The organism is Paenibacillus wynnii (assembly GCF_030812855.1).
Lineage (GTDB): Bacteria > Bacillota > Bacilli > Paenibacillales > Paenibacillaceae > Paenibacillus_AQ > Paenibacillus_AQ wynnii_A.
Window position 1 is genome coordinate 64,721 of the sequence record NZ_JAUSTK010000012.1, and the last position, 26,494, is coordinate 91,214.

At 44.0% G+C, this 26,494-nt stretch carries 23 protein-coding genes and 2 pseudogenes; 19 read left to right on the forward strand and 6 right to left on the reverse strand.

Annotated elements, in window-relative coordinates:
* The first annotated feature begins 114 nt into the window (after positions 1 to 114).
* From J2T20_RS13715 to J2T20_RS13740, 6 genes are all read left to right on the forward strand, one after another.
* The gene (locus tag J2T20_RS13715) at positions 115 to 1,341 is read left to right on the forward strand and encodes a D-alanyl-D-alanine carboxypeptidase family protein (protein WP_373457798.1); all 1,227 of its coding nucleotides are present in this window, start codon (positions 115 to 117) and stop codon (positions 1,339 to 1,341) included.
* A gap of 141 nt (positions 1,342 to 1,482) precedes the next feature.
* A complete protein-coding gene (gene spoIIAA, locus J2T20_RS13720) occupies positions 1,483 to 1,836 on the forward strand; it encodes an anti-sigma F factor antagonist (RefSeq protein WP_036657420.1) in 354 nt (117 codons plus the stop codon).
* Entirely contained in the window at positions 1,833 to 2,288 is a 456-nt protein-coding gene (gene spoIIAB / locus J2T20_RS13725; RefSeq protein WP_307589196.1) for an anti-sigma F factor, read from the forward strand. The genes spoIIAA and spoIIAB overlap by 4 nt, the downstream gene beginning before the upstream one ends.
* An 11-nt stretch (positions 2,289 to 2,299) precedes the next feature.
* Complete coding sequence (gene sigF, locus J2T20_RS13730) at positions 2,300 to 3,055, forward strand: RNA polymerase sporulation sigma factor SigF (protein ID WP_036657416.1); 756 nt, start codon at positions 2,300 to 2,302, stop codon at positions 3,053 to 3,055.
* Positions 3,056 to 3,538: 483 nt separating this feature from the next.
* Positions 3,539 to 4,429, forward strand: coding sequence for a copper amine oxidase N-terminal domain-containing protein (locus J2T20_RS13735; protein WP_307589199.1), 891 nt, complete (start codon positions 3,539 to 3,541; stop codon positions 4,427 to 4,429).
* Between the two features lie 224 nt (positions 4,430 to 4,653).
* Positions 4,654 to 5,637 carry a bile acid:sodium symporter family protein gene (locus J2T20_RS13740; RefSeq protein WP_307589202.1) on the forward strand — a complete coding sequence of 328 codons (984 nt, stop codon included), beginning with the start codon at positions 4,654 to 4,656 and terminating at the stop codon, positions 5,635 to 5,637.
* 173 nt (positions 5,638 to 5,810) lie between these two features.
* On the opposite strand, the gene J2T20_RS13745 is transcribed toward J2T20_RS13740, so the two are convergent.
* Complete coding sequence (locus J2T20_RS13745; protein ID WP_307589204.1) at positions 5,811 to 5,981, reverse strand: hypothetical protein; 171 nt, start codon at positions 5,979 to 5,981, stop codon at positions 5,811 to 5,813.
* A gap of 26 nt (positions 5,982 to 6,007) precedes the next feature.
* Positions 6,008 to 6,412: pseudogene (locus tag J2T20_RS13750) on the reverse strand (aldo/keto reductase); the annotation flags it as partial.
* 245 nt (positions 6,413 to 6,657) lie between these two features.
* On the opposite strand from J2T20_RS13750, the gene J2T20_RS13755 reads away from it, so the two are divergent.
* From J2T20_RS13755 to J2T20_RS13775, 5 genes are all read left to right on the forward strand, one after another.
* Positions 6,658 to 7,428, forward strand: coding sequence for an ABC transporter ATP-binding protein (locus J2T20_RS13755; protein WP_307589206.1), 771 nt, complete (start codon positions 6,658 to 6,660; stop codon positions 7,426 to 7,428).
* On the forward strand, positions 7,418 to 9,358 hold the full coding sequence (locus J2T20_RS13760; protein ID WP_307589208.1) for an FtsX-like permease family protein: 1,941 nt from the start codon (positions 7,418 to 7,420) through the stop codon (positions 9,356 to 9,358). Before J2T20_RS13755 ends, J2T20_RS13760 begins: the two co-directional genes overlap by 11 nt.
* 193 nt (positions 9,359 to 9,551) lie before the next feature.
* On the forward strand, positions 9,552 to 11,117 hold the full coding sequence (locus J2T20_RS13765) for a spore germination protein (RefSeq protein ID WP_307589210.1): 1,566 nt from the start codon (positions 9,552 to 9,554) through the stop codon (positions 11,115 to 11,117).
* Complete coding sequence (locus J2T20_RS13770) at positions 11,114 to 12,322, forward strand: Ger(x)C family spore germination protein (RefSeq protein WP_307589212.1); 1,209 nt, start codon at positions 11,114 to 11,116, stop codon at positions 12,320 to 12,322. Before J2T20_RS13765 ends, J2T20_RS13770 begins: the two co-directional genes overlap by 4 nt.
* Positions 12,323 to 12,356: 34 nt before the next feature.
* Positions 12,357 to 13,454: a GerAB/ArcD/ProY family transporter gene (locus J2T20_RS13775; protein WP_307589214.1), complete on the forward strand. Its 1,098-nt coding sequence runs from the start codon at positions 12,357 to 12,359 to the stop codon at positions 13,452 to 13,454.
* A 4-nt stretch (positions 13,455 to 13,458) separates the two neighbouring features.
* Here the strand turns inward: J2T20_RS13775 and J2T20_RS13780 are convergent, their stop codons facing one another.
* The 4 genes from J2T20_RS13780 to J2T20_RS13795 form a co-directional block, all read right to left on the reverse strand.
* On the reverse strand, positions 13,459 to 13,689 hold the full coding sequence (locus J2T20_RS13780) for a hypothetical protein (protein ID WP_307589216.1): 231 nt from the start codon (positions 13,687 to 13,689) through the stop codon (positions 13,459 to 13,461).
* A gap of 164 nt (positions 13,690 to 13,853) precedes the next feature.
* Entirely contained in the window at positions 13,854 to 14,081 is a 228-nt protein-coding gene (locus J2T20_RS13785; RefSeq protein ID WP_307589218.1) for an alpha-amylase family glycosyl hydrolase, read from the reverse strand.
* A complete protein-coding gene (locus J2T20_RS13790) occupies positions 13,996 to 14,211 on the reverse strand; it encodes an alpha-amylase family glycosyl hydrolase (protein ID WP_307589220.1) in 216 nt (71 codons plus the stop codon). Before J2T20_RS13790 ends, J2T20_RS13785 begins: the two co-directional genes overlap by 86 nt.
* A 111-nt stretch (positions 14,212 to 14,322) precedes the next feature.
* On the reverse strand, positions 14,323 to 16,872 hold the full coding sequence (locus J2T20_RS13795; protein ID WP_307589222.1) for a glycoside hydrolase family 31 protein: 2,550 nt from the start codon (positions 16,870 to 16,872) through the stop codon (positions 14,323 to 14,325).
* A 574-nt stretch (positions 16,873 to 17,446) separates the two neighbouring features.
* Here J2T20_RS13795 and J2T20_RS13800 point away from each other — a divergent pair.
* From J2T20_RS13800 to J2T20_RS13835, 8 genes and pseudogenes are all read left to right on the forward strand, one after another.
* Positions 17,447 to 19,252 carry a glycoside hydrolase family 66 protein gene (locus J2T20_RS13800; RefSeq protein ID WP_307589224.1) on the forward strand — a complete coding sequence of 602 codons (1,806 nt, stop codon included), beginning with the start codon at positions 17,447 to 17,449 and terminating at the stop codon, positions 19,250 to 19,252.
* A gap of 76 nt (positions 19,253 to 19,328) precedes the next feature.
* On the forward strand, positions 19,329 to 21,125 hold the full coding sequence (locus J2T20_RS13805) for a cache domain-containing sensor histidine kinase (protein ID WP_307589226.1): 1,797 nt from the start codon (positions 19,329 to 19,331) through the stop codon (positions 21,123 to 21,125).
* A gap of 19 nt (positions 21,126 to 21,144) precedes the next feature.
* Positions 21,145 to 22,704: a response regulator transcription factor gene (locus tag J2T20_RS13810; protein ID WP_307589228.1), complete on the forward strand. Its 1,560-nt coding sequence runs from the start codon at positions 21,145 to 21,147 to the stop codon at positions 22,702 to 22,704.
* 38 nt (positions 22,705 to 22,742) lie between these two features.
* Positions 22,743 to 24,008: an extracellular solute-binding protein gene (locus J2T20_RS13815; protein WP_307589230.1), complete on the forward strand. Its 1,266-nt coding sequence runs from the start codon at positions 22,743 to 22,745 to the stop codon at positions 24,006 to 24,008.
* Positions 24,009 to 24,105: 97 nt separating this feature from the next.
* Positions 24,106 to 24,468: a (2Fe-2S) ferredoxin domain-containing protein gene (locus tag J2T20_RS13820; protein WP_307589232.1), complete on the forward strand. Its 363-nt coding sequence runs from the start codon at positions 24,106 to 24,108 to the stop codon at positions 24,466 to 24,468.
* Between the two features lie 136 nt (positions 24,469 to 24,604).
* A pseudogene (locus tag J2T20_RS13825) lies at positions 24,605 to 25,151 on the forward strand (carbohydrate ABC transporter permease); the annotation flags it as partial.
* 172 nt (positions 25,152 to 25,323) lie between these two features.
* A complete protein-coding gene (locus J2T20_RS13830; protein WP_307589233.1) occupies positions 25,324 to 26,013 on the forward strand; it encodes a hypothetical protein in 690 nt (229 codons plus the stop codon).
* Entirely contained in the window at positions 25,986 to 26,480 is a 495-nt protein-coding gene (locus J2T20_RS13835; RefSeq protein WP_307589235.1) for a helix-turn-helix transcriptional regulator, read from the forward strand. The genes J2T20_RS13830 and J2T20_RS13835 overlap by 28 nt, the downstream gene beginning before the upstream one ends.
* The last annotated feature ends 14 nt before the right edge of the window (positions 26,481 to 26,494 follow it).

Genomic DNA, 26,494 nt, shown 5'->3' on the forward strand with positions numbered 1-26,494 from the left:
ATTTCTGGATGTTAATCATTTATTTACATCTATCATAATTGATTTGCTGAAAAATGGAATAATTTTCTCTCTTTATGACAAGACTGGAACACAGTAACTGTGAAATGAAGGTTAATGTTCAGGAGGGGAACCATTGTGAAAAAACTAGGTTATGTAATTACAATGTTACTAGTACTTTGTATTGTTATCGGACCCTTTAGTCAAGCTTCGGCGGCTTTTGCGGAAGAGAAGAGCAAGAGTTCCACTGGAAAAGCGGCTTCGGTAGATTTGGCCCCGGGAGCACGTTCCGCAATTCTGCTTGATGCAGGTACTGGCACCATTATTTATGAGAAGAACAGCCATGATAAGCTGCCTCCGGCGAGTATTACTAAGATAATGACGATGCTGCTTACCGTAGAAGCCCTGGATGAGGGGCGCTTGCAGTTAACCGACAAGGTACGGACGAGTGAGTATGCCGCTTCAATGGGGGGTTCTCAGATCTTCCTGGAGCCGGGTGAAGAGATGACTGTGGATGAGATGCTAAAAGGCATCGCGATGGCCTCCGGTAATGATGCATCTGTGGCAATGGCTGAAAAAATTGCCGGCTCAGAAACCTCCTTTGTGGATCTGATGAATAAACGTGCCGAAGAGCTCGGGTTGAAGGACACTCATTTCGCCAATTGCAACGGACTACCCGCTGACAATCATTATTCTTCAGCACATGATATTGCGGTAATGAGCCGGGAATTGCTCAAGCATGAGCGGATCATCAAATATACCGGTGCTTATCAGGACTATTTGCGAAAGGATTCAGAGAAACCCTTCTGGTTGGTGAATACCAACAAGCTGGTACGCTTTTATACCGGAGCCGACGGTTTGAAGACCGGTTATACCGCTGAGGCCAAATTCTGCTTGTCTGCTACTGCGGCAAGAGACGGACTGCGTGCCGTGGCCGTAGTGCTAGGTGAACCGAATACCAAGACCCGAAATAGTGAAGTGTCAGGGATGTTCGATTATCTGTTCTCGCAGTATAAGGTTCATACCATTCATAAAGAAGGAGACACGTTGGGAACCTTAGCTATTGAGAAGGGTACCAAAGCTCAGTTGCCTCTTACAGCGAAGGAAACCTACAGCATACTTTTGAAAAAAGGTGTGGCACAGGAGGGGATACGCCATGAGGTTATTTTACCTGAAAGTGTAAAGGCGCCCGTAGCAGAAGGACAGACTGTCGGCAAGCTTATAGTCTATCAAGGAAAAGATGTATTAAAGGAATATGATTTGAAAGCAGGCGAAGCCGTCGCCAAAGCAGGTTGGTGGAAGCTGTTCAAGCGGACGGCAGGATCGTTATTCACTGCAGATTAATTCAGTTATTTTGTAGATTCTCCGCTTAACCTTTGTAATTTCATGGGGGTTTACTTCTAGTTTTGTCGGGAGGCAGGATTCCTGATTTGCTGCGTAGAAAACCTTGTCCTTGAAGGCACAACAAAGAGGAGAGTGGCAAGCATGAATTCTTATGTGGAAATGGAGCATCACCGGGGCGTGCTGATTGTCCGGTTATCAGGGGAACTGGATCATCACGCAGCCGATTACGTACGAATGGATATGGATGAAGCCATTATGAGAGGTCAGGTAGAGCATCTGGTTCTCAGCTTGAAGCATCTGCAGTTTATGGACAGCTCCGGACTAGGTGTTATTCTCGGAAGATATAAGCTGATTCGCAGTAAAGGCGGCAAAATGGTAGTATGCGATGCGACTGCACCCGTGCGGCGGTTGTTGGAAATGTCGGGCTTGTTCAAGATTATGCCCCTATATGACGACGAGAGCGCTGCACTCTCGGATTTGGAGGTTGCGTTATGACAAAGAGCCAAGCCAGTAACTTCATGAATGTACAGTTCGCAGCGATGTCGGAGAATGAGTCGTTCGCGCGTGTAGTTGTGGCAGCTTTCGTTACCCGACTTGATCCGACCATGGAAGAGCTGAATGATTTGAAGACGGTTGTGTCAGAGGCTGTCACCAACTGTATCATTCACGGGTACGACAGTGATCCGAACGGAATTGTGACCATCTCTGCATCCATAGAGCATGAAACTGTGCATCTTACCATTGAGGATCAGGGACGGGGAATAGAAGATTTAGAGCTTGCCCAACAGCCGTTGTACACGTCGAAGCCGGAAATGGAACGGTCGGGTATGGGCTTTACCATTATGGAGAATTTCATGGATGAGTTCGAAGTCACTAGTGAACCGGGTCACGGCACCTCCATTTCAATGAAGAAAACCATCGTCTCGAAAAAAGCTTTATACAATTAGGGGTTGGAGCCATGGATGCAGAAACAAAAAAAGCTCCGCCGACCTATTTGGACGATGCGGAGGTTAAACGTCTGATCGCGCTTAGTCAGGCCGGTGATAGTCTGGCCCGAGATACGCTTGTAAGCTGCAATATCCGCCTGGTATGGTCGGTAGTGCAGCGGTTTATGAACCGTGGATATGAACCTGATGATTTATTCCAGATTGGTTGTATCGGGCTGTTGAAGTCCGTAGATAAGTTTGATCTCAGCTATGAGGTCAAGTTCTCCACTTATGCAGTGCCTATGATCATCGGAGAAATCCAACGCTTTCTTCGTGATGACGGAACCTTGAAGGTGAGTCGTTCACTGAAGGAAATGGCCAACAAGGTGCGTAAAATGAAGGATGAAATGTCCAAAACTCTTGATCGTTTGCCAACGATCAACGAAGTTGCGGAAGCGCTGGGAGTAACACCGGAAGAAATCGTGTTTGCCCAGGAAGCCAACAAACCGCCGACTTCGATCCACGAAACGGTATTCGAGAACGATGGCGATCCGATTACACTGATCGACCAGATCGCTGATGAATCACAGGAGCGCTGGTTCGACAAGCTCGCTCTCAATGAAGCTATCGGTGCTTTAAGTGAACGGGAGCGATTGATCGTCTACCTGCGGTATTACCGTGATCAGACACAGTCCGAGGTGGCCAGCCGTCTGGGAATTTCCCAGGTGCAGGTCTCCCGGTTGGAGAAAAAGATTTTGGCGAATATACGTGAGCAGATTGCCCAGTGAGGTAAGAAAAGTAGAAGGAGCTCTATAATTTAGAGCTTCTTTTTTGTGCTCTTTCTCGAAATCAGTGCTTGATTTTCCGTTTACGTCACTGTGCCGGGAACGATTTCGATTTAACTTCGCCTGATGTTTCACCGGGTTTGGGGCAACTACGTCTTACAGGTAGCGAATCCGGGTTGCGGACCAGTCCTTCGGTTAATTAGAGGGGGAAATGCCCGCTAATACCGACCGAAACGCCATGAATATGAGATTAAAGGGAAAATATCCCTATAATCTTACCCATACCGTCCCAAAGAGGTATATCCTCAAAATTAGCGGGCGAAATTTCCTCTAATTGCCGAAACGGGGTAGCGGGTGCAGAAATAGAGGGAGAAAACCCCTCTATTGGGCGTAACTGATATTAGTGTTGAGCCCTTTTTTGTGCGGAAACTTTTAACAATAGTAGGCGTCTAAAATTGTATATATATGACAAGGAGTGGGTGAAGAATGAAAATTGCGGTGAGACTAGCTTGCTTATTGATTTCGCTCTTTGTAGTAACGCCGGGGAATGCCCGGGGAGCTTCAACTAACAACATTGAGATCATTGTAAATAATACCTTTATGAACACGGATATCCATTCGTACATTTTGCAGGGAACTACGATTGTTCCGCTGAATGTTGTGCAGAATATTCCGGGGATTGCTGTCCAGTGGGACAATATGACCAAGACGGTAACCATCGATCGGGATGGAGAAACAATCAAACTGGTTGCAGGCCAAAAAACGGCCACGATAGGAACGCAACAGATCCTATTACCAGTGGCGTCCACCATCCTAAAAGGAAGGGTTATGGTACCTTTGCGTTTCATTGCCGAGTCTGCAGACGCTTATGTGGTTTGGAATGCGGGAACAAGGCGTATATATGTCGCCAAGGCGAGTGAGGAGTTAATGGCCCAAGCAACCTCCGCCAAATTAGGGGAAGCACGTACTGCTGCTCTGAAAATCCCTCGTGTTAGTTCACTTAAGACCCTCGAGATCACCAATGATACGCAGAATCAGAATTATTACTTTCCAGAGGGGATATCCAATCAATTTTTTATACAGGGTGGGCCGGGTATTTCGTATTTTGAAGTGGTAGGCCAACATGTAGAAGAAATATGGACGGCGAAGCTGAATTTTGACATAAAGTCCTCGGACAGTCTGTTCTTTTTACCTTATAAGATCATGGACCAGGATGGGGAAAAGCCTTCTATAAAGGGACGTATGGCTTACTATCATTTAATGCTACCGATTATGGAGGCGACTTATGGATTTATCGACTCTACCGGAAAGTTTACTACAGATGGCCAACAAAGCATGACTCTAAATGAAATATTTGAAATTCCCGGTGAGAAATAGACTGAAAAATTTCGGCTCAATCTTAAAATCAGAGGTTGACTAGATGAGCGAACAGAGCGGAGGGTCGGAGGGATTCTGGAGACCTATAATTCACTTTACAATCCAGAAATCGGGCTTTAACAGCGAACGCAAGAACCCTCCGAACCCGTAGCAGCTTGTTTCACAAACGGTCAACCACTGATTATGTTACTATAGGAAAAACAAATAGAAGGAAGTAATTACGAATGCTGAATGCTCTTAATCGAAGATTGGAAAAGGCGATGCCGCTCATTACACCGGTCAGTGTTCTAATTGGGGTACTGCTGGGAAGCTATTTGTCGGGTTATGCATATTTATCGACCTGGATATTTGCGTTTATCACCTTTTCAGGGAGTATCAGCTCGAATGTCAGGGACTTTTTTACGGTAATACGCAGACCTGTGCCCTTAATCCTTACGATGTTAATTTTGCATGTGCTGATACCGCTTTTGGCTCTGGTTTTTGGACATGTTTTCTTCACCGGGGATGACTTTACAATTACAGGGCTCGTCCTCGCTGTTGCCATACCCACAGGAATCAGCAGCTTTATCTGGGTATCCATCTACAAAGGAAACACCGTGCTGACCCTGGCCATCATTTTGGTGGACACGCTTCTTTCACCTTTAATCGTACCGTTAACATTGTCCTTACTGGTCGGAGCTAACGTGGAAATGGATTCGGGAGCCATCATGAAGAGTCTATTTGTCATGGTAGTCTTACCTTCAATCTTGGGGATGCTGCTGAATGAGTGGACACGCGGTCAAATAAAGGTGAAGTGGGGCCCCCGTCTAAGTCCTTTTTCGAAGCTGGGAATGGGAGTAGTTGTAGCTATAAACGGGTCTGTGGTTGCCCCATATCTGCGCAGCTTTGACAGCCGCTTGCTTCTGATTTCAGCAGTTATTCTAACGTTGGCCTGTTCCGGGTATGCCACAGGCTTCCTGACCGCCAAGCTGCTGCGATGGGATCAGGATATTGTGGTGGCGATGACGTTTAACGGAGGCATGCGCAACATCAGTGCCGGAGCCGTTCTGGCCGTCTCTTATTTTCCAGCACCTGTAGCTGTTCCCGTTGTGCTGGGCATGCTGTTTCAACAGCTTACCGCTTCCTTGTGGGGGTATATTTTAGCCCAGCGTAAGAACCATAATAATATTTCAGAAAATGCCAACATCCGCCAGACAAAAGTGAGTTAAAAGGTTACCAACCGAGATTTTGAAATTTGATATCTGTCTCCCATAACTCCTGTAGCCTTTTGACCTGATCCTCTGGCATAACGGCATTACTGGCAGATATGTTCTCGATTAATTGGGCGTGGTTTCTTTGTCGGTGATATATTGGATATTCTCCACTAGCGCCGAACGTTTGCTTATGATTTCAGGGGACAGCGGCTTCTAACGCCTTCAAAGGTGCTCTTGCTATTGTATTTCCCTGAAAGCCAGCCGGAATCCAGTGGAACCTTGATGATAAGGGCAATATCATTTTTCTGTGCAAGCTTAAAGGCCTCTGCTGTCTCCTGATAAAAGATGTTGAACATCACTTCCATAACTCCGATTGAGCTATTGTTTATGACCTCCAGCATGTCACGGTGGAATCTACCGAAACTCCGTAGGCTAATATTTTTCCTTCACTTTTTAAATCCTCAAGAACCTTATAGTGGCCATACTTTCCATCCAAATAATCAAAAGGTGGATTATGAATCAGAATAGAATCCAGATAGTCGGTTTGTAGCCGAGATAAGCTTTGTTCTACTGATGTTCTCAAAGTATCCGCAGAATAATCCGTACGGCCATCTGCCGTATGACCGAATTTGCTATTGATGACAACCTCTGAACGCTTACCTATCAACGCCTTGCCGAGCAATTCCTCACTTTTACCACGTCCATAATTCGGTGCAGTATCGAAAAAGGTAATTCCTCTGTCAAAAGCTTCATGTACTAGCGTTATTGCCTCAGTGTCAGCCATAGCCTCCCAATCCTGTTGGTTACCTAGCTACCAGCCCCCGAATCCAACCTCTGAAACCATTCTCCCTGTAGTTCCATACCGTCTTAATTTCATGGATTAAACTCCTTCTAAACGCTATTGTAATCCTACTGAGATTATAGATGGGCCTGTTTGTAATGACAATAACTAACCAATGTGAAAAAAATAACGTAACAAAAATACCTAAAGTTGTATAGTATTGGGATAAGTCTAAAAAGATGGGGTGACTCCGAATGTCTATTCTTCAAGTAGAAAGCCTTGTTAAAGAATACAAAGGTAAAGGCCGTAACAAATCGAATGTATTCAAAGCATTGAACGGGATTGATCTGAGCGTGGACAGTGGTGAATTCATTGCCATTATGGGGCCTTCCGGCAGCGGGAAGACTACGCTTCTGAACATCCTCAGCGGGATCGATACCGACTACAGTGGAACCGTTCGCATTTCGGAGAGCTGCATAGAGGACATGTCCAAGGATGAGCTTGCGCTTTTTCGCCGACAGAGGATGGGGTTTGTCTTTCAGGATTACAACCTGCTGGATAGTCTGACTTTACGAGAAAATGTAATGCTGCCCATGGTTCTGGACGAACAGGAGGTAGAAGCAATCAATGCCAAAACGGACGAGACATTGTCATTGTTCGATTTAGATGAGGCAAAGAACAAATATCCCTATAACGTATCAGGGGGACAGCAGCAGCGAGCCGCCATTTGCAGAGCCATTATTAATGATCCAGATGTTGTATTTGCGGACGAGCCTACGGGCAATCTGGATTCCAAGTCCTCAAGTACGGTGATGAAATGCTTCTCCAGGCTTAATTCTTTAAAAGGAGCAACGATCGTCATGGTTACGCATGATCCGTTTGCCGCCAGCTTTTGCAAAAGGGTGGTTTTCATTAAAGACGGAGAGATCGGCTTCGAAAGGGTCCGTGAGGGTGAACGAAAGGCCTTTTTTGACACCATTTTGGAGAGCTTGGCTTTTATCGGAGGGGGAGAAGATGACCTTTAGGCGAATGGCTTTTCAGATCTTTAAGGCGAACCTTAGAAGGTATCTGTTATTTTTTCTGTGCAGCAGCTTTACGATCATGATTTTTTTCACCTTCGCCACGCTGTCTAACAACCCTGACTTCATGGATTCTTACAAAGTGAACGGGATGATATCCGGTAATCTATACGCACCGACTCTTATACTTAAAGTCTTTGCTGTGTTGTTCCTCTTCTATGCTCAAACTGCCTTTGTGAAGTTCAGAAAGAGTGATTACGGGTTATTTATGGTACTCGGTATGACCCATCATAATATTCGTAAGATGCTTTTATTTGAGAATAGTATGATAGCTGTGGCTTCCATCCTCACCGGGTTAGGGTTGGGAACTATCTTTTCGGGGATTTTTTATGGCATAGTATCCTTAATCGTTGATGTCCGGGATATCTCGTTTAGACTGACGATGGAAAGTTATAAGAACACAGTCATTTTTTTTGTAGTCATCTATATCGTTGTCATTGCAAGCAGTCTTGTGTTGACTCTAAGATACAGCATTGTGAATCTGTTAAAAGAATCTAGAACTGCAGACCGCAGCTTGATCCATGGCAATGTGCCTGGGATTATCGGGATCGTACTTATTGCTATCGCAGTATGGGATTGGCTTAGTCTTACTGCAGGACAGAGCAATTTAGTTCTCAGAAGTCTGTTCATTTGTTTCGTCGGAGTATATTTGGTCATGTCTAGTCTTAGTGACTGGATCTCCTTAGCTCTAAAACAATTCAGTAAGAATAATCATAAAAACATGCTTTTTGTATCGGATATCAGATATTCCTTCGGCCAATCCAAAATCGTACTATTCCTCATCACGATTCTAGTCACATTTAGTCTTATGCTCAGTAGTTTGGTGCTATTTTTGACCATAGATACGCTTAACATGGCCACTAGACAGAACCCAAATCAAATCGCTTATGCTGAAGTGTTTGGTAAGAATCATATCCCACAAGAAACGCTGGATCAGATTACAGACCATGGTGATACACCCCTAAGTTCACATCAGGTTTTGGAGTATATGGATCTACATCCTTTTAAAGTATTCTCAGACCAGAACCTGAATACGATAACAGGCAGTCATTATAAGGTGGAGCAAGGTCACTTTCTGAATTTGTCCCTATATGACCAGAGTGAAGGCTACCAAGGGGAAATCCCTGATATGCCCACTTATGATTTGGATAGTCCTGCGGGAAAAAAAACGCTCGTCTCCCAAGGGGTAATATCGAAAATGTTATTTAACCGTATCCCGATAGTTTCGAACGGTCTTTATGTGGTCCTGAATGAACAGGATTACATTGCCTTAAAGCCTGCTAATATCAAAAAAATAGGACATATTCATCTCCTTAATTTTGAGAATTGGAAGAAGACCGCTGAACTAGATGCCAAACTTAATGCTGCATTAGTGAAGTACAATAAACAGAATACAGAGTCATGGTATGGGAATGACCGTCAGGATGCCGCAGCTTTTCAAACGCAGTCCAGAATCGCCACGTATACTCAGCTTAAGCAAGCTGGTGAATTTGGGGTTATGTTATTTGCCTTCGTCGGGTTGCTGTTTTTTCTCTCATCCGGTGTACTTCTGCATTTTAGAATTCTAACCGACTGGGAAAGGGAGAAGATCAAATTTCGGAAGCTGAAAAGAATAGGCATCACCTCCAAGGAAGCAGCGAAAATTATAGCAAAACCGTTTAGGCTTCTTTTTTTCTTTCCCTATATACTTGGGATCGTTCTTTCCACTTTTTATTTTGTGTATGCGGTGAAAATCGAAGCGGGTAAGATTATCGAACCTCTTAATGAAGTGTTGTTAGTTGGGGGGATTTATTTGGGCTTTCAGCTTTTGTTTTACTTGATTTACATCAGGAGATATACTCATAGGATGTTGGCGGAAATTGGGCTCGAGAGCTAATACCCCCGATGATTATGAGGTTTATGCCCGTTGAATTAAAAAACTGAGCTTGCATACTAAACACCCCACCTTAAGAATCTAAATAGGTGGGGTGTTTAGCATGGAACGCCACTTCCGCCAAAGTGCCCCTCGAAGTTCCATAAGTTGTATAAAAAAAAGTTGGTAAGCAAATAGTATACCGGAGGAGGTGTTAATGATGCCAAAGAATAAAGAATCCGGGAATACGAAGGAAACTCAAAGTCCAGAGAAGCAAATCCTGATCTCTACTAATTTGGCAGAAAATCTTAAGGAAATCTCAAATCAATTCGGCAACAGCACTGATATTGTCATACGGAAATTTACTATTATATGCACGCGGGTCCAAGTCGCTGCTGTTTATATAGATGGACTAGTAGATAAGATAAAGGTTGATGACTTTGTTTCTCATGCCATGTCGTTTAATACGCATACAGAAGGGCAGCAGGAGGTAACTTCGGGAAAGGATGCTTTTGAATATATCAAAGAAAAAGCATTAAGCATTGGTGAAGAAACGATGATCAAGGATTGGAAGGAGCTGTGTGGGGGCCTTTTATCCGGTCAAACTCTTATACTAATTGAAGGTTTGGGAGAAGCCATAAGTGGTAGTACAAGTGGTGGAGAGGTCAGAACTGTTTCGGAAGCCACTACCCAGGTGTCCATCCGTGGCTCGAAAGAAAGCTTTACAGAATCCATTGACACTAATATATCTCTAATACGCAGGAGAATAAAAAGTCCGAATTTATGGGTAGAGACGATGAAAATTGGTGTTGTGACCCAAACAAACGTGTCAATCATGTACATCAATGGAATTGCCAGCGAAAAAGCTTTGCAGAAGTTAAAAACACAACTAAAAGAGATACACGTGGATGCTATTTTGGAATCAGGATATATTGAGCAGCTAATTGAAGAGAATAAGTTTTCACCCTTTCCAACGGTGTTTAATACAGAGCGACCTGATAGTGTTGCCGCAAACTTGCTTGAGGGACGGATTGCTATCATTGTGGATGGAACGCCCTTTGTGTTAATTGCTCCAGCAACCTTTATTATGTTTTTTCAGGCGGTTGAAGATTACTATCAGCGATTTGACATTTCGTCATTAATTCGATTATTGAGATTTCTGTGTCTTGTAATTTCTTTATTTGGTCCCGCGATATTTATTTCTGCGCTTAATTTTCATCAAGAAATGATCCCAACTCCTTTGCTGATTAATTTAGCTTCGCAAAGAGAAGGCGTTCCCTTTCCTGCTTTTGTCGAGGCCATCATCATGGAGGTTACCTTTGAGATTATTCGTGAAGCTGGAATTCGACTACCGTCCCAAATTGGTCAAACCGTATCTATTATTGGGGGTCTAGTATTGGGACAGGCAGCGGTACAAGCTGGAATTGTCTCTCCTGCCATGGTGATAGTCGTTTCTATAACGGGGATTTCCAGTTTTGCGACACCTGCATTCAATATGGCACTTTCCATACGCTATCTTCGGTTTGCTATTGTTTTCATTGCTGCATTTATGGGACTTTACGGCATCTCTATCGTGGCCTTTATTCTGATTGCACATATGTGTAGCCTGCGTTCTTTGGGGGTTCCGTATATGTCTCCTCTGGGCCCCTTTATACCCGACAGTCAGAAAGACGCTGTCTATCGTTCTCCTTTACAATCCATGAGGACCCGTCCACGGCTAGTTAGCCAAAAGAATAATGTGCGTATGGACTCTGATGAGGGAAAACGGGGAGATAAACAATGAGAGTTAAATGGATATTACGATCGGTTATTTATTTCGTTATGTTATCACTGCTGACAAGTTGCTGGAACAGCAGGGAATTGGGCGAATTAGGCATAGTAAGCGGTTTTGGTATTGATAAAGGACCCAATAAAGACGAATACCGGGTTACTTTTCAAGTGGTTAATCCTTCAGCTACGGCAACAAGCACGGGAGCTAGTAAGAATCACCCCCCCGTTACAATCTATTCATCAACAGACACAACTGTATTTGGCGCCTTGCGCAAAACCTCAAAGAAGGCAGCTAGACAGCTTTTCTTTGCACATACCCAACTTGTAGTGATAGGGGAATCATTGGCAAGGAGTGGAATCAACGATATTTTTGATGTTTTTGAGAGATCTCACGAGCTGAGACTTAATTCCTTGGTTCTTGTTTCAAGAGATGCTGATGCAGCTTCCATTTTAAAGGTAATCCTCCCTATAGAGAGCCTCCCGGCAATGGGGATCGTTAAGAAGAACAAAAATACCGCAGGTGTATGGGGCGAGAATAGGGATGTAAATATTTTTGAGCTCATAAATGGGATTACCGGAGAATCTGACTTCGTAATCAGCGGTGTTCGCATTAACGGTGATGAACAAGAAGGAATGAAGTTGTCCAATCTGGATCAGACTGAAGTGAAGGCACTTGTTGTCATGAGCGGGTTAGGCGTATTCAAGGATGGGAAGTTGGTGGATTGGATGGACGGGCCTAAAGCTAGGGGAACAGTGTGGGTTCAGGATAAGATCAAAGAGACCAGTATAAATATTGATTATAAGAATAAAAAAAAATCGGTTTCCGTGGATATTAATCTTTCGAAAACAAAAGTAAAGGTTAAAATTCGTGAGGGGATACCCGTCTTCGATATCCATATCAAAGAGAAAGGAATTGTAAATGAGACAAAAAGTTTTGTGGATTTAAGCAAAGGGGATGAAATATTAAAATTGGAAGTCTCGCTTGCAGAGCAAACGAAAAAAGAAGTTACACAGGCTGTAGAAACCGCTCAAAGGATGCAAACGGATATTTTTAATTTTGCCAATGAATTAAAACGCACGAACCCAAAGGCATGGAAAAGCGTTGAAAAGGATTGGCCTGCCCTTTTTGCAAAAGGAAAACTGAATGTCCATATAGATGCATATATTCGCAGCACAGGTATGAGATTAAAGCCATATCTGAAAGAAAATTCAAAGTAGTATGTTCGCTGGAAAGGAAGGAGGTAACCCCATTATGAGAAAAGAAGTCATTAGCTCCTATCAATTATTTGCCATGATTGTTTTGTTTGAATTTGGGACGGCGCTAGTGGTACCCATAGGTCTTGAAAGCGGACATGCGGTATGGGTATCGATACTTATGGCTTTACCTGGAGGGATTATACTATATCTTATTTATAATTATTTATATCTGGAATTTCCCACCATGAACATCAGCGGATATACTCAAAAAATTCTAGGGAAATATATAGGTTGGACGCTTAGTTTATTATACATCCCAGTCCTTCTGTTTAATGGCTCTAGGAACTTAAGAGAAGCGGGTGACTTATTAATAGCTGCTTCCTATGATCAAACGCCCGTCTTTATCATTAACTCAATGATGGTCATCGCTGTGATGTATACCCTCTATAAAGGCATCGAGGTGTTTGCTAGGTCAGCAGAGATCTATTTTTTTGTAATCATTTTGATGGGGTTGATTTGTAATTTTGTTGTGATCGCGGCAGGTTTGGTTGATCTTAAAAATTTGTTTCCCCTTCATTCGAAGGACTGGAAAGATGCATTGGCTTCAGCCTATCCGAATATTTTGATTTTTCCGTTCGGAGAACTCGTATGCTTCACAACGATTTTCCCCCACTTTAATAAAAGTCACAAGGCTAGAAGAGCAGGGGTTATGGCGATTGTATTAAGTGGGTTACTACTCTGTTTCACACATGCTATTGAAATAGCAGTACTTGGAGAGAACATATACTCGAGATCTACGTTTCCCATATTCACTACGATAACACTGGTAAACCTAGCGAATTTTATACAGCGGTTAGACGCGTTAGTTATTTTGGCTTTGGTGGTTGGTGTTTTTTTTAAAATGTCTATTTACTGCTACGCAGTGATGTCAGTGACAGCTGACTTATTTAAGGTGCGGGAGATTCGGAACTTAACATTGCCTGTTGGGATTGTTGTTCTGTTTAGTTCGATTGTTAGTGCGGAGAGTTATCCGGTACATATGGATGAAGGGAAGGTTTTTTTGAAATATATTTTGCCCATTCTATGTGCGGTCATTCCCTTACTGCTGGTTATTGTTCATTATATACGCAAGAAATTCGGCCTTTATCGGTAAGGATTTATTTACTAGGTTTACGGTTTCGTTTCTTTAAGTACATTACAATGGGGTTTATAAGAGGAAGGGAAAGAAAAATGGGCATAGCTACAGATTCCTGTACGGTGGTAGTGGCAAAAATGTTCTGAAAAGTCCGGACTTGAATTGAAAAACTGATTCCCGCCAATAGATCGACGGTGACAATCATAGATAGACCCAATAGGCCCAGTAATAAATAAAGAAATATGTTTTTCATTAACATTACCTCCTTGTTGATTAATTCAGGAGAACATGCCCCCCCGAATGGAAAGCTAAAGCTATTATTTCCAAGAACACAGGAGAGTAACCAAGAATGAATAAATAGAATTGCCCTTCCAAAACAAGAGTTCTCTGAAGGAAGGGCAATGCATTAGAATGTCGTTAAATCGGGTGATCCCACACTTGACCAATCAGATAGGTATCTGGGTTGAATTGTATTAAGTTCTGCTTAAACTCGTCCCACCAAGCGACATTCTTAATAATTTCTTCATAGATGTACATGGCCGCATCGAGGCGGAATCCGTCAGCGCCTTGGTTCAGCCGATACATGCCGATGTTGGTCTGGATACGTTTCATACCAGACCTGTTGTCCCCAGGGTCCTTTTTCATTCAGGTCGGAGTCCGTATCAGCCCAGATATAATAGTCCCGGTACGGGCTGTCTTTATCCTTTGATGCTTCCTGAAACCAAGGATGTTGGTTGCTGGTGTGGTTAAGAGCAAGATCAATAGTCATTTTCATAGGATGGATTGCTCTCTTTCCTTGGACTTTGTTTAATAAAAAGTAAACGGGTTGAAGTCGAAAACCTCCTACCCGTTTACTTTTCTTATCCGGCAATAACCGTGAATCGTATTATTGAATTTTTACTTTATGGTTTTCGTTTACAGGGATTTTTACATACAGAGCTTTCTCTCCCGAATCGAAATAGTAACCACTTTCCTGTTTGTTCAATTCTTCTGCACTGCCGGCTTTGGCATATTTGTTATCAGCCGCTTGCACTTTCTTCGGTTCTTCGGCAATATGCAGTTTAAGCGTGTAAGACTTAATATCGGAAGTATAGTTTTGAGTCTTTTTGTCCTGCTCGAACTCGATGTGGTTATCTTTCTTCTCCACATGGAATGCTGTGACATTGTATTCACCTTGTTTGTAATCCAACGTTTTAGTATCGTCCTCGTAGAAGCTGTAGCTGGCTTTATCGTTCAGGTAAACGTCAAGAATCAGGTTTTCCAGCTTCTTCTCATCCGTATGCTGTTCCACTTCCTGACGAGGGATGATCGAATTATTTTTCACGAAAATAGGCAGTGTTCCAAGATCGGCATTTACCGTAATAGTCTGATTACCGTCAAATTCTTTTCCTGTCCAGTAGTCCACCCATGTCTCGCCAGCCGGCAGGTACACTTCACGGCTCGTTTGGCCTTCTTGTACTACAGGTGCAAGCATGAGTGAATCGCCGAACATGAACTGATCTTCAATATTGTAGGTTTTCTTGTCATCCTGGAACTGATAAACAAGGGGTTGCTGAACCGGTTGACCGTTCTCAGCTGATTTCTTGAATTGATTGTACAAGTAAGGCATCAGCTCATAACGCATCGAAATGTATTTCCGGCTGATATCTTCCACTTCTTTGCCGAATTCCCAAGGCTCTTGACCGCTTCCGAGTCCTGATTTCGCGCTATTGTCATAGTGGTCGCGGGCAAACGGCAGGAAGGCGCCGACCTCGATCCATCTCGCGAACAGCTCAGGCGTCGGAACATTTCCCGGCGATTTTGCAAAGCCGCCGATATCATTTCCGACAAACGGAACACCGGACATACCGACATTTGAGTTCATCGGAATCGACATTTGCAAATGCTCCCAATTACTTACGTTGTCCCCTGTCCATAGTGCAGCGTAGCGCTGTGTTCCAGCGTACATGTCGCGGGTTAAGACGAACGGACGGGTATTCGGTTTATTTTTCAGAGCACCGTTATAAGTCGCTTCCGCTTCATCGTGTCCATAAAGATTGTGGTATTCCGTGTGCAATACCTTTTCACCGTTGTCATCTTCAAACACGGTATCAAGCGGCATTGTATGGAATGGACCATCAAAAACAGCAGGCTCGTTCATGTCATTCCAGATACCGTCCACCCCTTCATCAAAGAGGATACCCAGATTGTCGGCCCACCAGTTGCGGACATCCTGCTTCAGGAAGTTCGGGAAAGCGGATTTACCCGGCCACACTTCACCGATAAAGGTAGAACCGTCCGGATTTTTCGCCCAAAAGTCATTTTTTGTTCCTTCTTGATATATACGATAGTTTTCGTCCTGCTTTACAGCCGGGTCATTGATGGTAACCGCGTGGAATCCCTGACCCTTTAGTGTCTTAAGAGCTTCTTTATATTGATCGTTCCAAGTGAACACGCGGTACTCATCCATGTAGTCAATATCAAAATGCATTGTATCGAGCGGGATTTGTTTCTCGCGGTATTTATTAGCTACACTCACCAGTTCTTCCGGAGTATATCCCCATTTACTTTGATGGAATCCCAGCGACCACATCGGAGGAGTTTCCGATTTTCCCGTAAGATCGGTATATTTATCGATTACATCCCCGATTTCCGGGCCGTTGATAAAGTAGTAAGTAAGAGTGCCGCCATTAGCGTAGAAATAGTAATAATCGTCCTTCTCGCTGGCCATTTCATAATAGGAGCGATACGTATTGTCGAAGAAAATACCATATGCCTTTTTATCCTTAAGACCTATGAAGAATGGAATAGAAGTATAAAGATATTTTGTGTTCTTGTTATAGGAATAGGCGTCCGTATTCCACATGCCAAGACTTTTTCCGCGCTTGTTCAACCCGCCGGATTGCTCACCGAATCCATAGAAATTTTCATTGCTATCGGTTTTCTTGAACACATAAGGCTTGCCGTTTTCATAACCTACACCTTGTGCCGCATCTTCGTTAATGACATTACCCTGCTTGTCCAAAAACTTGACTCCGAACGGGCTTTTATTAATTTTTACTGTAATTTCATTAGTGGATAGAGTGTATTCTTTATCCGTTTCTGTAGTTTTAAACTCAGGTGTTTTCCAATTCTTCTTGGCAATTCCCTGGGACTCGAATTCCGCTTCTCCGTTCTTTACAACCGAGATTTTCGCCATGTCTTCATCAAAAAGACGGATAAAGCCCTGATAGTCTCCTAAATTTAGTTTCACTCCGTTTTCCAAAGCCTCTAAAGATTGTACGGATAATGGCTTAAGATTCTGTTTGTCTAACGGGGTATCCGCCTCAGGCTGCGTTTCCGCAAAAGCCACGTTGGCCGGAAGCACTACCGCGACCGTTCCTGCCAGCAGACTCAGGCACATTGCAGTTTGTGCCAGTTTTTTCGACATGCTCCAACCCTTTAACTTCTTACGCATAGATTTCTCTCTCCCACTCCGATTAGTTTATAAAGCAGACATCCTTTTCCGTAAGTGAAAAACTCCGGTATCCGGTGCCCACTACAAAGTTAGCAAGTAAAAACGGCATGAACAATGGGGAAAATCTCCTACGGACATTCTTAAACAGTTGATTAACAGAAGAGATAACGTTTTCATAAAGGTAGAATAAGCAGAGCGAAACTGGCGCCTGACTTGAATTTTCGCTTGTTTAGTTTTTTTTTGCAGCGTCAATTTTCAATCAAATTTTTACCAATAACATGGATATATATGGATAATAGTAGTTCTATAGGGCTAGGGGTTTGCAATGTTTAAAAGTCCAGCGCTTACAGGTCAACCTTTTTTATTATTACATTTCGAAAAATAGGACACTTCAGCTGACGGTTTTCGGACTATTGTATATTTTTGTTAAAACCGTACTTTGATTTACGGGATTTTAAGGTAAAACAGGAGGGGGTAATATATTATGCCGTTCCAAAAATATAAGACACCTTACAGTTTGATAGCGATTACATAGAGGATAATGTTAAAAATCTATGGATAGGAGTGAGAGAGAATGAGAACTAGCAGGATGATGAGGATGGCCGTGTTCCTTGTGACATGTACAGCTATTTGGACTACAACGGCTTGTGGGAGTGTATCTGACAATGTCTCTAACCTACAACAAAAGAATGTCCAAATTCAAAGAGGTTCCCTGCTTGAGGAGCTGTCTACGGATAAGGCGGCTTATAAACCCGGAGAGGACGTCAAGTTCCAGTTAAAATTTAAGGAGCCCGTCTCCGGTGGAATGTTCCATATTCGTTATTTGCACCTGGACCAGATTGTGAAGGAGGAAAGGCTGAAAGCAGAAGGAAATCAGCTGACTTGGAGCTGGAAAGCGCCCGAGGACGAGGGAAGAGGATTCATGGCCGAAGTGTTCTATGAGGAAGACGGTAAGGCGGCCGATCAACTGAATATTGCTGTGGACGTTTCCTCTGACTGGGGGGAATTCCCTCGTTATGGTTACTTGGCAGATTTCCCGGCTATGAATCAGGACGAGATGTCCCGAGTTATCGAACGTTTAAACCGGTTCCACATCAATGGCATCCAATTCTACGATTGGCAAAATAAGCATCAAGAGCCTATACGCTTCGAAGAAGGTAAGCCCGCGGCGGAATGGAAAGATATTGCTAATCGTCCAGTGGCATTCCAAACGGTGAAGGGATATATTGACCTGTCACATATTCACGGGATGAAGGCTATGAACTACAACTTGCTGTTCGGGGCTTATGCCGATGCGGAAAAGGAAGGTGTAAAGAGAGAATGGGGATTGTTTAAGGATCCAACGCACGCCGAGCAGGATAAGCATCCTCTTCCGAAAGAATGGGCAAGTGATATTTATATGTATGATCCCTCTAATCCAGAATGGCAGAACTACTTGATCGACAAGGAACTCAAGACATTCGAGGCTCTTCCCTTTGACGGATGGCATGTGGACCAGCTGGGAGATAGGGGTATGTTGTGGAACTATGATGGCAGAAGCATCAGCATGGCAGAGACTTATCCTGTTTTCTTAAAAACAGCCAAAGAGAAACTGAATGTGGATTATGTTATGAACGCAGTCGGCCAATTCGGTCAGGAACTTATTGCCCGTGATGCTCCCGTCAAGTTTCTATACACAGAGGTGTGGGGAAATCACCCGGGTTATCAGAATTTAAAAGAAGTGATTGATGAAAATTCGAAGTACAGCGAGAACCAGTTAAACACGGTGCTGGCCGCTTATATGGATTATCATTTTTCCGATTCTCCGGGAGAGTTCAACACGCCGGGAATCCTGCTGACGGATGCGGTGATTTTTGCCTCCGGAGGCTCTCATCTGGAGCTTGGGGAAAACATGCTGTCCAAAGAATATTTCCCTCATAAGAATCTAAGCCTGTCTCCAGATTTGGAAAAACAGCTAATCCACTATTATGACTTTCTGGTAGCTTATCAGAATCTGCTGCGGGATCAGACGGAAGATTCCATCCTACAAGCCGAAGGAATGGGGGAACCTGCTGTTTCGCATCAGGCTGAGCAAGGTAAAGTGTGGTCCTTCACTAAACGGAAGGATGGTAAAGACATATTTCATTTCATCAATTTCACAGAGGCTTCTACTATGGATTGGAATGATAACTATGGAAAGCAGACAGAGCCGGTAGAGAGACTGAATGTTTCCGTTTCTGTGGAAATGGATAAACCGGTTGCCAAAGTATGGTTCGCTTCCCCTGATTATGATAAGGGCTCACCCCAATCATTAGCGTTCTCGCAGCAGGACGGTATATTGCAATGGGAGCTGCCCAAGCTGAAATATTGGGACATGGTGGTTGTCGAGTATAAGGAGTAGGGTTTTCCTGTAAATTACATTGGTATTGAGGCTTTCATCTTGTACACTCTTAGGAAGAAACGAAATAGGAGGTCCTATGTTTCAAAAATTCAGAATATCAAGTCGCTTTACCGCCAAAATCATACTGGTCCTCCTGCTCGTAATTTTAATCCCAACCATATTTACCAGTTGGTCCTTCTACTGGGTGGCCGACTCCATCCTGAAGAAAAACGTACGGGAGTCCACCCTTCAAATTGCCGAACAAACGGCGGAGTCGCTTTCTTTTATTCTAAACGTGGGAATAGATACCTCCGACTTTATCTCCAGCGATCCGAACATTCAGCGCGCTGCTTTGCAAGTAAACACTAGTCAGACGTACGAAGAAAACTGGAATTTTCAATATATTAATACTTTGCTGAATAACTATGTCTATTCCAATTCCTTCGTCAAAATCGTTTATTTATTGAAAGAGGAGGGAAGAGGGTGGGGCAGTGGCACCTTTTCCGACTCCGAACTTAAGGAGATCCATCTTTCAGACCAGGAATGGGTGAAAGAAGCCAAACAAAAAGACGGTGAGCTGGTTTGGCAGGGCCTTCAGTATGACCATTTGAGCGGAGGCGGGGTCAATACGGACCTGGTTTTGCCAGTCGGACGGGTTCTGAAGGATTTTAATACCATGCGTAATATCGGACTGGTACAGGTTCATTTAGACGGACAGTCGATACTAAATACAATCCGGAAGTTGGAACTCGGGGAAACGGGAAAGTTTTTTGTTGTGGATTCCATCGGGAGAATCATGATCGATTCCAACCTCCAAATGATCAACCAGAAAGTGAAGAATCCCGACTTGTATCAAAAGATTGTGGGCTATGACGCAGTGGAATTCGATTTTGACATGAAAGGGGTACCTTATTACGGGGTTAAGCAGCTGCTGAGCAACGGTTGGATGATTGTAGGGACAGTTCCGGTTGATGAAATCAGCGGACAGCTGGAACGTCTTCAAACCTGGATATTATTGTCTTCCGCAGTTTTCTCCATGATTGCTATCGGTATCGGGCTGTTCATTGCCGGATGGGTGACAAAGCCCGTAAAACAACTTACCCAAAGCATGCTATATGTTCAACAAGGTGATCTAAACGCAAGGGCAGTCGTTCGAACCTCTGATGAAATCGGCTTTTTAAGCAAACAGTTTAACAAAATGCTGCACGAAATCGGTAATTTAATGCAGCAGGTTGAGGATGAACAAAATGAAAAGCATCATGCGGAGCTTCGGGCTGTTATGCACAGGGTTCATCCTCACTTCCTTTTTAATACACTCAGCACGCTGCGGTGGCTTATTGATTCCGGTCAGAATGACCGTGCATCTCAAGTTTTGCTCGCGCTAAACCATCTGCTAGAGGCTAATATGGGCAAAAGTGGGAGTATGATAACAGTGGAAGAGGAACTGGATATCATCCGGAAGTACTTGATCATTTTGGAGCTTCGCTACGAGAAAACATTTTATCTGGAGCTGGACGTTGAACCGGGTACGGAGAAATTTAGGATCCCCCGCATGCTGCTACAGCCATTGGTGGAAAACGCCATATTCCATGGGTTCGTACCGAAAAATACGGCCGGAAGGATCTCGATAAGGATTCGTATGTGTAGAGGAGACTTGGAATTTCTAGTAGAAGATGATGGTTTAGGCATTAGGAAAGGAAAGCTAAAAGTATTGAACGATCCGGGAACTGCTATTGAAAATGGAGAAGTTGGTATCGGTCTACGCCATATCTATGACACCTTGCGGCTTTATTACGCCCGAAATTGGGAATGGTCTATCGTAAGCGGACCTGACCAAGGAACCACTGTACGCATTTTGTTAAAAAAACTTGAGGAATCGGCATCTGAGAACTAGCAGATCAGGGGGAAATACCATGTATAGAGTTCTTATTGTAGATGACGAGCCTGTCATCCGCAACGGTATCAGTGCGTTTATCGATTGGGAAGAGGAAGGGATGACGGTTGAAGACCATTACGCTAACGGTGTGGAGGCCTTGTCTGCTTTAGAAAGTTGTTCCTTCGATATTCTTATCACAGATATCAAAATGCCTTTGATGGACGGGATACAACTGATGAAGCAAGCGCTAGCGCTTTGCCCAAGTTTAAAGGTGATTTTGATCAGTAATTATAGTGACTTTGAATACGTGAAAGAAGGACTTAAGCTGGGCGCCGTCGATTATTTGTTAAAGCTGACCTTGAAGCGGGAAGAACTTCTTGCCGTCCTTCGCCGTACTATTTCCATGCTTGAGGAAGAAAGGAGAAGGGATTCCGAACTGAATCATTATCAAGAGGGGGCTCTCTATCTGGATCGAAAGCGTTTCGAACAGGAAATAAAAAGATACATCGTCCAAGAACAGACCTTTCCCGAGTCAACCGTTTGGGATCCGGCATGGCTGGAAGAGTCCTATGCTTGTGTGTATCTTATGCTGGATGCCGCTGAGGAATGGAGAGAAAATTACGGATATCTGTATGTGCAGCTGTTACTTGAGGAACTGCAGGAAGCATTTTATAAGCAGATGAGGGAAGGAAGTGCACTGCTGGTGGCTGAAAGCAGCCTGTTTATCATCTTTCCGGATCTCGAAGGGGAGGTTGAACAACAGCTCAACCAGTGGAAGCTTCAGCTCGAAGCGAAATGGGGAATTTCGACGTCGATTGGCTTCGCCAAGGAGCAAGGAGTACACAGAATACTTAAGGGATATGCCGAGAGCAGTTTGGCCTGCCAAAGACGATTTTTTGAAGGGCTGGGTGGTTTGTATCGAAGGAGCGAATCGGAAAGCAATCATGTTCAAACTTTAACAGATATAGAACCCAATCCTGATTGGACACCCTTCTTTGAGATGATTCATAAGGGTGATCCAGCTTCATCCGCGATTGATTTTGCCCTTGAACGCTGGAAGAGCGGGATCTTGAACCCGGGACAAGTGCAGCTAGAGGCGAGTAGACTTCTTACAGGCGTTTATCAGTCGCATGCTGACGCAGGAGCCCTGGTCTCCGAACGGTATGAACTGCTGTTTCGCAAGACAGAGACATTGGAACAACTGGCATCATTTATGATTAGTGAGCTGGAGGAGATGGGGAAGCCCTATATTCCCAAATTGTCCGATAACGGTTACGGCGGACAGCTAATCACGAAGGCACTGGAATATATAGCTAACCATTTTACCGAGAACCTGACGCTCCAAAGCGTAGCGGATATCGTTCATCTCAGTAAAAGTTACTTCAGCCTTTTATTCAAAAAACAAACCGAACGAAACTTTATCGATTATTTAATCGAACTTCGAATTCGGGAAGCGAAGCGGCTGCTTGCACAAAATGACAGCCGGATTTATGATGTAGCCGGCGCCGCAGGATTTAAAGACGTCAAATATTTCAGCAAGGTGTTCAAAAAAATAACAGGACTCACTCCGGTAGAATATAGGGAAAGCATGAAATAACAGATCTCACAGACCGATTAAGAGAGGAGGACTACCTATTGGCCATCCGTTGGATATCTTTTTTACTGACTCTAGTGTTTACGGCCGGGTGTGGAAGTCCGTCTGTGATCTCGGATCCAAATCATGTTCAAACGCTCCACGGAAATGATAAAACCGTTATTACCTTCTGGCATACCTACAACGATGCAGAAACCCGGTTGTTAGTACAAAAGTTGATTCCGGCTTTTGAGCGTAAGAACCCCAATGTTCGGATTAATTACATTAACTTAGCTAACAACAACGAATTAAAGTACAGTCTGATTGCCCGGGCTTCATCCAACCGTGGTCCAGATCTGGTGCGAATGGATATTTCCTGGGTACCAGAGTTTTCACATAAAGGGCTCCTAGAACCGTTAAACGGATTTCCAGGGTTCGAACATCTGCAACATACTTTTCATCGTAAAGCCATGAGTGTTGGTTTTTATAAGAATCAATATTACTCCCTGCCGCTCAACTTATACACCAAATCGGCCATCTTTAACCGGGAGCTTCTGGAGCGCGCGGGATATTCAGAACCTCCACGCACTATGGATGAAGTTCTGGAGCTTGCTCGTAAGCATCACTTCACGATTGGACTGGGGGGATTGGAGGCCTGGGATACGCTTCCATATCTTTTCAGCCTCGGAGGTTCGTTTATGGATGGAAATTTCACCAGGGCTTCTGGTTTTTTAAACAGCAAAGGCTCCATCCGAGCAGTGGAGAAGTTGGCTGGTCTTTATAAGGAAGATATGATTCATCTTTCTGCGGTGACCCTTAATCGCGATAACTGGGAGGAAGTACGGAACGGAAACATGATTTTAACGGATGAAGCGCCGTGGTTTTACGGTTTGTTGGATGATGCAGAAATTAAACATGCGCTTAAGCAGACCTTACCTGTACCCTTTCCAAAAGGGAATGGTCCGTCCTCGATTATTGGCGGCGAAAATTTAGTCATTATGAAGGGCAGCAAACATCCTGCGGAGGCATGGGCTTTTATGAAATGGATGACGGGAAAGGAAGCTCAGATGATCATGGTACGAGCCGGTTTAATCCCGACGAATCGGGAGGCGGTCAAAGCTCTGAGTGTAAACAAGGATTTGTATCTTTATTCATACCTTGAAGCTATGGATAATACATTTCTGAGGCCGACTGTGAAGAACTGGAGCAAAATCGAAAAAGTGTATACCTTGTACATGCATAAAATATTTCTGGGCGAGCTGTCCGTTAAGGATGGATTAGATCGTGCAGCCGCTGAAATAGACAAACTCTTGGAAGATCCGGATTGACAGCCTACAATCAAGCAGGTAGATTAAATAAAACCTCAGTGTCAAATCTAGCTAAAGACAGCGTGGGGTTTACTTGGGCATGAGGGGAGAATCGTCCATGACAACATGGAATCTGCAAGGAACCACAAGTCACTTACTGATCTGTAACGGAAGTAGCTGCAAAAAGCATAAAGGTGAAGAGGTAGCTGAAGCGATAGAGGATGAAATTGAAAAGCAGGGTGCACAGAGCTTGATTCATACCACGGTGACTCGCTGTAACGGGAGATGTTCGGATGCCTGCGTAGTTATCTCCTACCCAGAGGGAGTATGGTACAAGGAGATTACACCAAAATCAGCGAAAGCACTGGTGCGCAAGCATTTACAGGGTGAGCGGTTGAAGGACAATGTACTCTATGCTTATGAGGATGGGAAGCTTGCAGCGGCAAGTGAAAGCGGTGCTAAAGGCAAGAAGAAAAAGTAATCCTGATCAACAGTCAAAATTATAGTGAATATGATCAAAATACCGTCAAAGTGCTGACGGTATTTTTTTATAATAAATACATGTTCAAGCGTGAGTAAATAAGAAAAACAATTGAGGTGTAGACAGGGGGCAAAATATGGAGACTTTAACACAAAAGCCACCGACGGCGAGTAAGCGCAGAGCGTGGTCACTACAGCGAGGGGAGACCTTAGCAGGTTTATTATTCGTAGGACCGATGCTGATCGGGGGAACTATTCTGGTGTTGATTCCGATTATTGCTACGCTGGTGCTTGGGTTTGCAGACTGGAACTTTGTTCAAGGGTTTAGCGGAATTCGGTGGGTGGGATTTCAGAATTTCATCAATCTGTTTCAGGATGAGATGTTTATCCGATCGGTGCGCAACAATTATATATTTTTGCTGACGCGTACCGATTTACATCCTGGTGTCTATGGTATTGGCGGTTTAGATTGATCGGTATGTATATTTCAAAGGGTTCTTCAAAATCGTCTATTTCGTCCCCTATGTATCCATGACAGTGGCCGTAGCTATTGTGTGGCAAGTGTTGTTCCAACCTTCCTATGGACCCATTATTAATGAAATGCTGAAGGCGATCGGAATATCCGATCCTCCCAAATGGATTGCGGACCCGCATTTTGCACTGATCTCCATTTCCGATTGGGTTCAACGACGATGATGGTCTGGTATTTATACGATACGGCTTTTGTGAATTATCTGCACGCATCAAGGAATTGAAGCCGGAAAGACGGATTGCGATTTTATCATGTCATAATGAGTTTCAATATGCCCAGTCAGCCATGTGATTAAACGTTCAGGATTATTTGCTGAAGGATGCCTTGGATCCAGAGGATTTGGTACAGCTGCTGCGCAGGTTCAAGGAAACGATGGATGGGGAGAACCAAGCGGGCTGGGAGAAATCCCGTATTAAGCATTTATTCGGAGAGACAAGAGAGCTGCGCAAGGAGCAAACCTTTAAGAATTTTATTCATCAACCGCTGCTCTCCCCGGAGAAGTGGAGGGCCGAAGTTTCGGAATACGGATTATTTGAGAACGAGGAGTCCTGCCTGCCCGTAACAGTGTATTTAGAGGACTACCGTCATGTGAAGTATCGGTTCTCCTCTGATCAGACGCTGCATTTTGCCGTAAGTAATGTCATGAATGAAGTGCTTGACGGCATGAATCCAAGCGGATTGTTCGTTGGATACAACGTGAAAACTTCGTTTCTACTATTCTCATATAAGCCCGGACTCAAAACCAATATCTATGCGGATACAGCAGCTTGCCTTAAGAAGATCCACTCAACACTGCTCAGAGTCCTTAAAATTCATATGTCTTTTATTATAGGAGAGGGCTGTGATACGCCGGAGGGGCTAAAGCAACACCTGAATGAGTTAATAGGAAGCGAAGAGCTGCGTGAGGTACTGCTTGGCAGTCTTCCAGATCAGGCAGGTGAAGTATTAGAGAAGTGGCTCCATTTGATCCGGCAGGAGAATATCCTTTGGAGACGGTCAAGGATTGGACACTGAAGCTGCTGCTGGATCTCAAGCTGAAGCTGCACTCCCTCCAGTCGGTTCGGCCCGCTTATTCGGCAGATACACTGCATAAAGAAATCGTCGATATTGATTCACTTCTGGCACTTAGGGAGTGGTTGAACAATCATCTTGAATCTGTTTTTGCCGCTAAAGAAGCCGGAGTCGGTGCCAGTAAAAGAGTAGAAGTTGCGGAGGCCTGTCGATATGTATCCCTGCGGCTGGGTTCAAGGATCAGTCTGGATGAAGTAGCGGATCACCTGCATCTGAATGCAAGTTATTTTAGTAGACTGTTCAAGAAGGAAACCGGTCTAACCTTTATCGAATATGTAACTAGGTTGAAAATGGAAAGGGCCAAAGAACTGCTGGACGGGACACAATGTACTGTCGGTGATATTTGCGAGCAGTTGGGTTATGACAATCAGAGTATTTTATTAAGACGTTCAAGGTTCATACAGGAGTAACTCCGGTAGAGTAC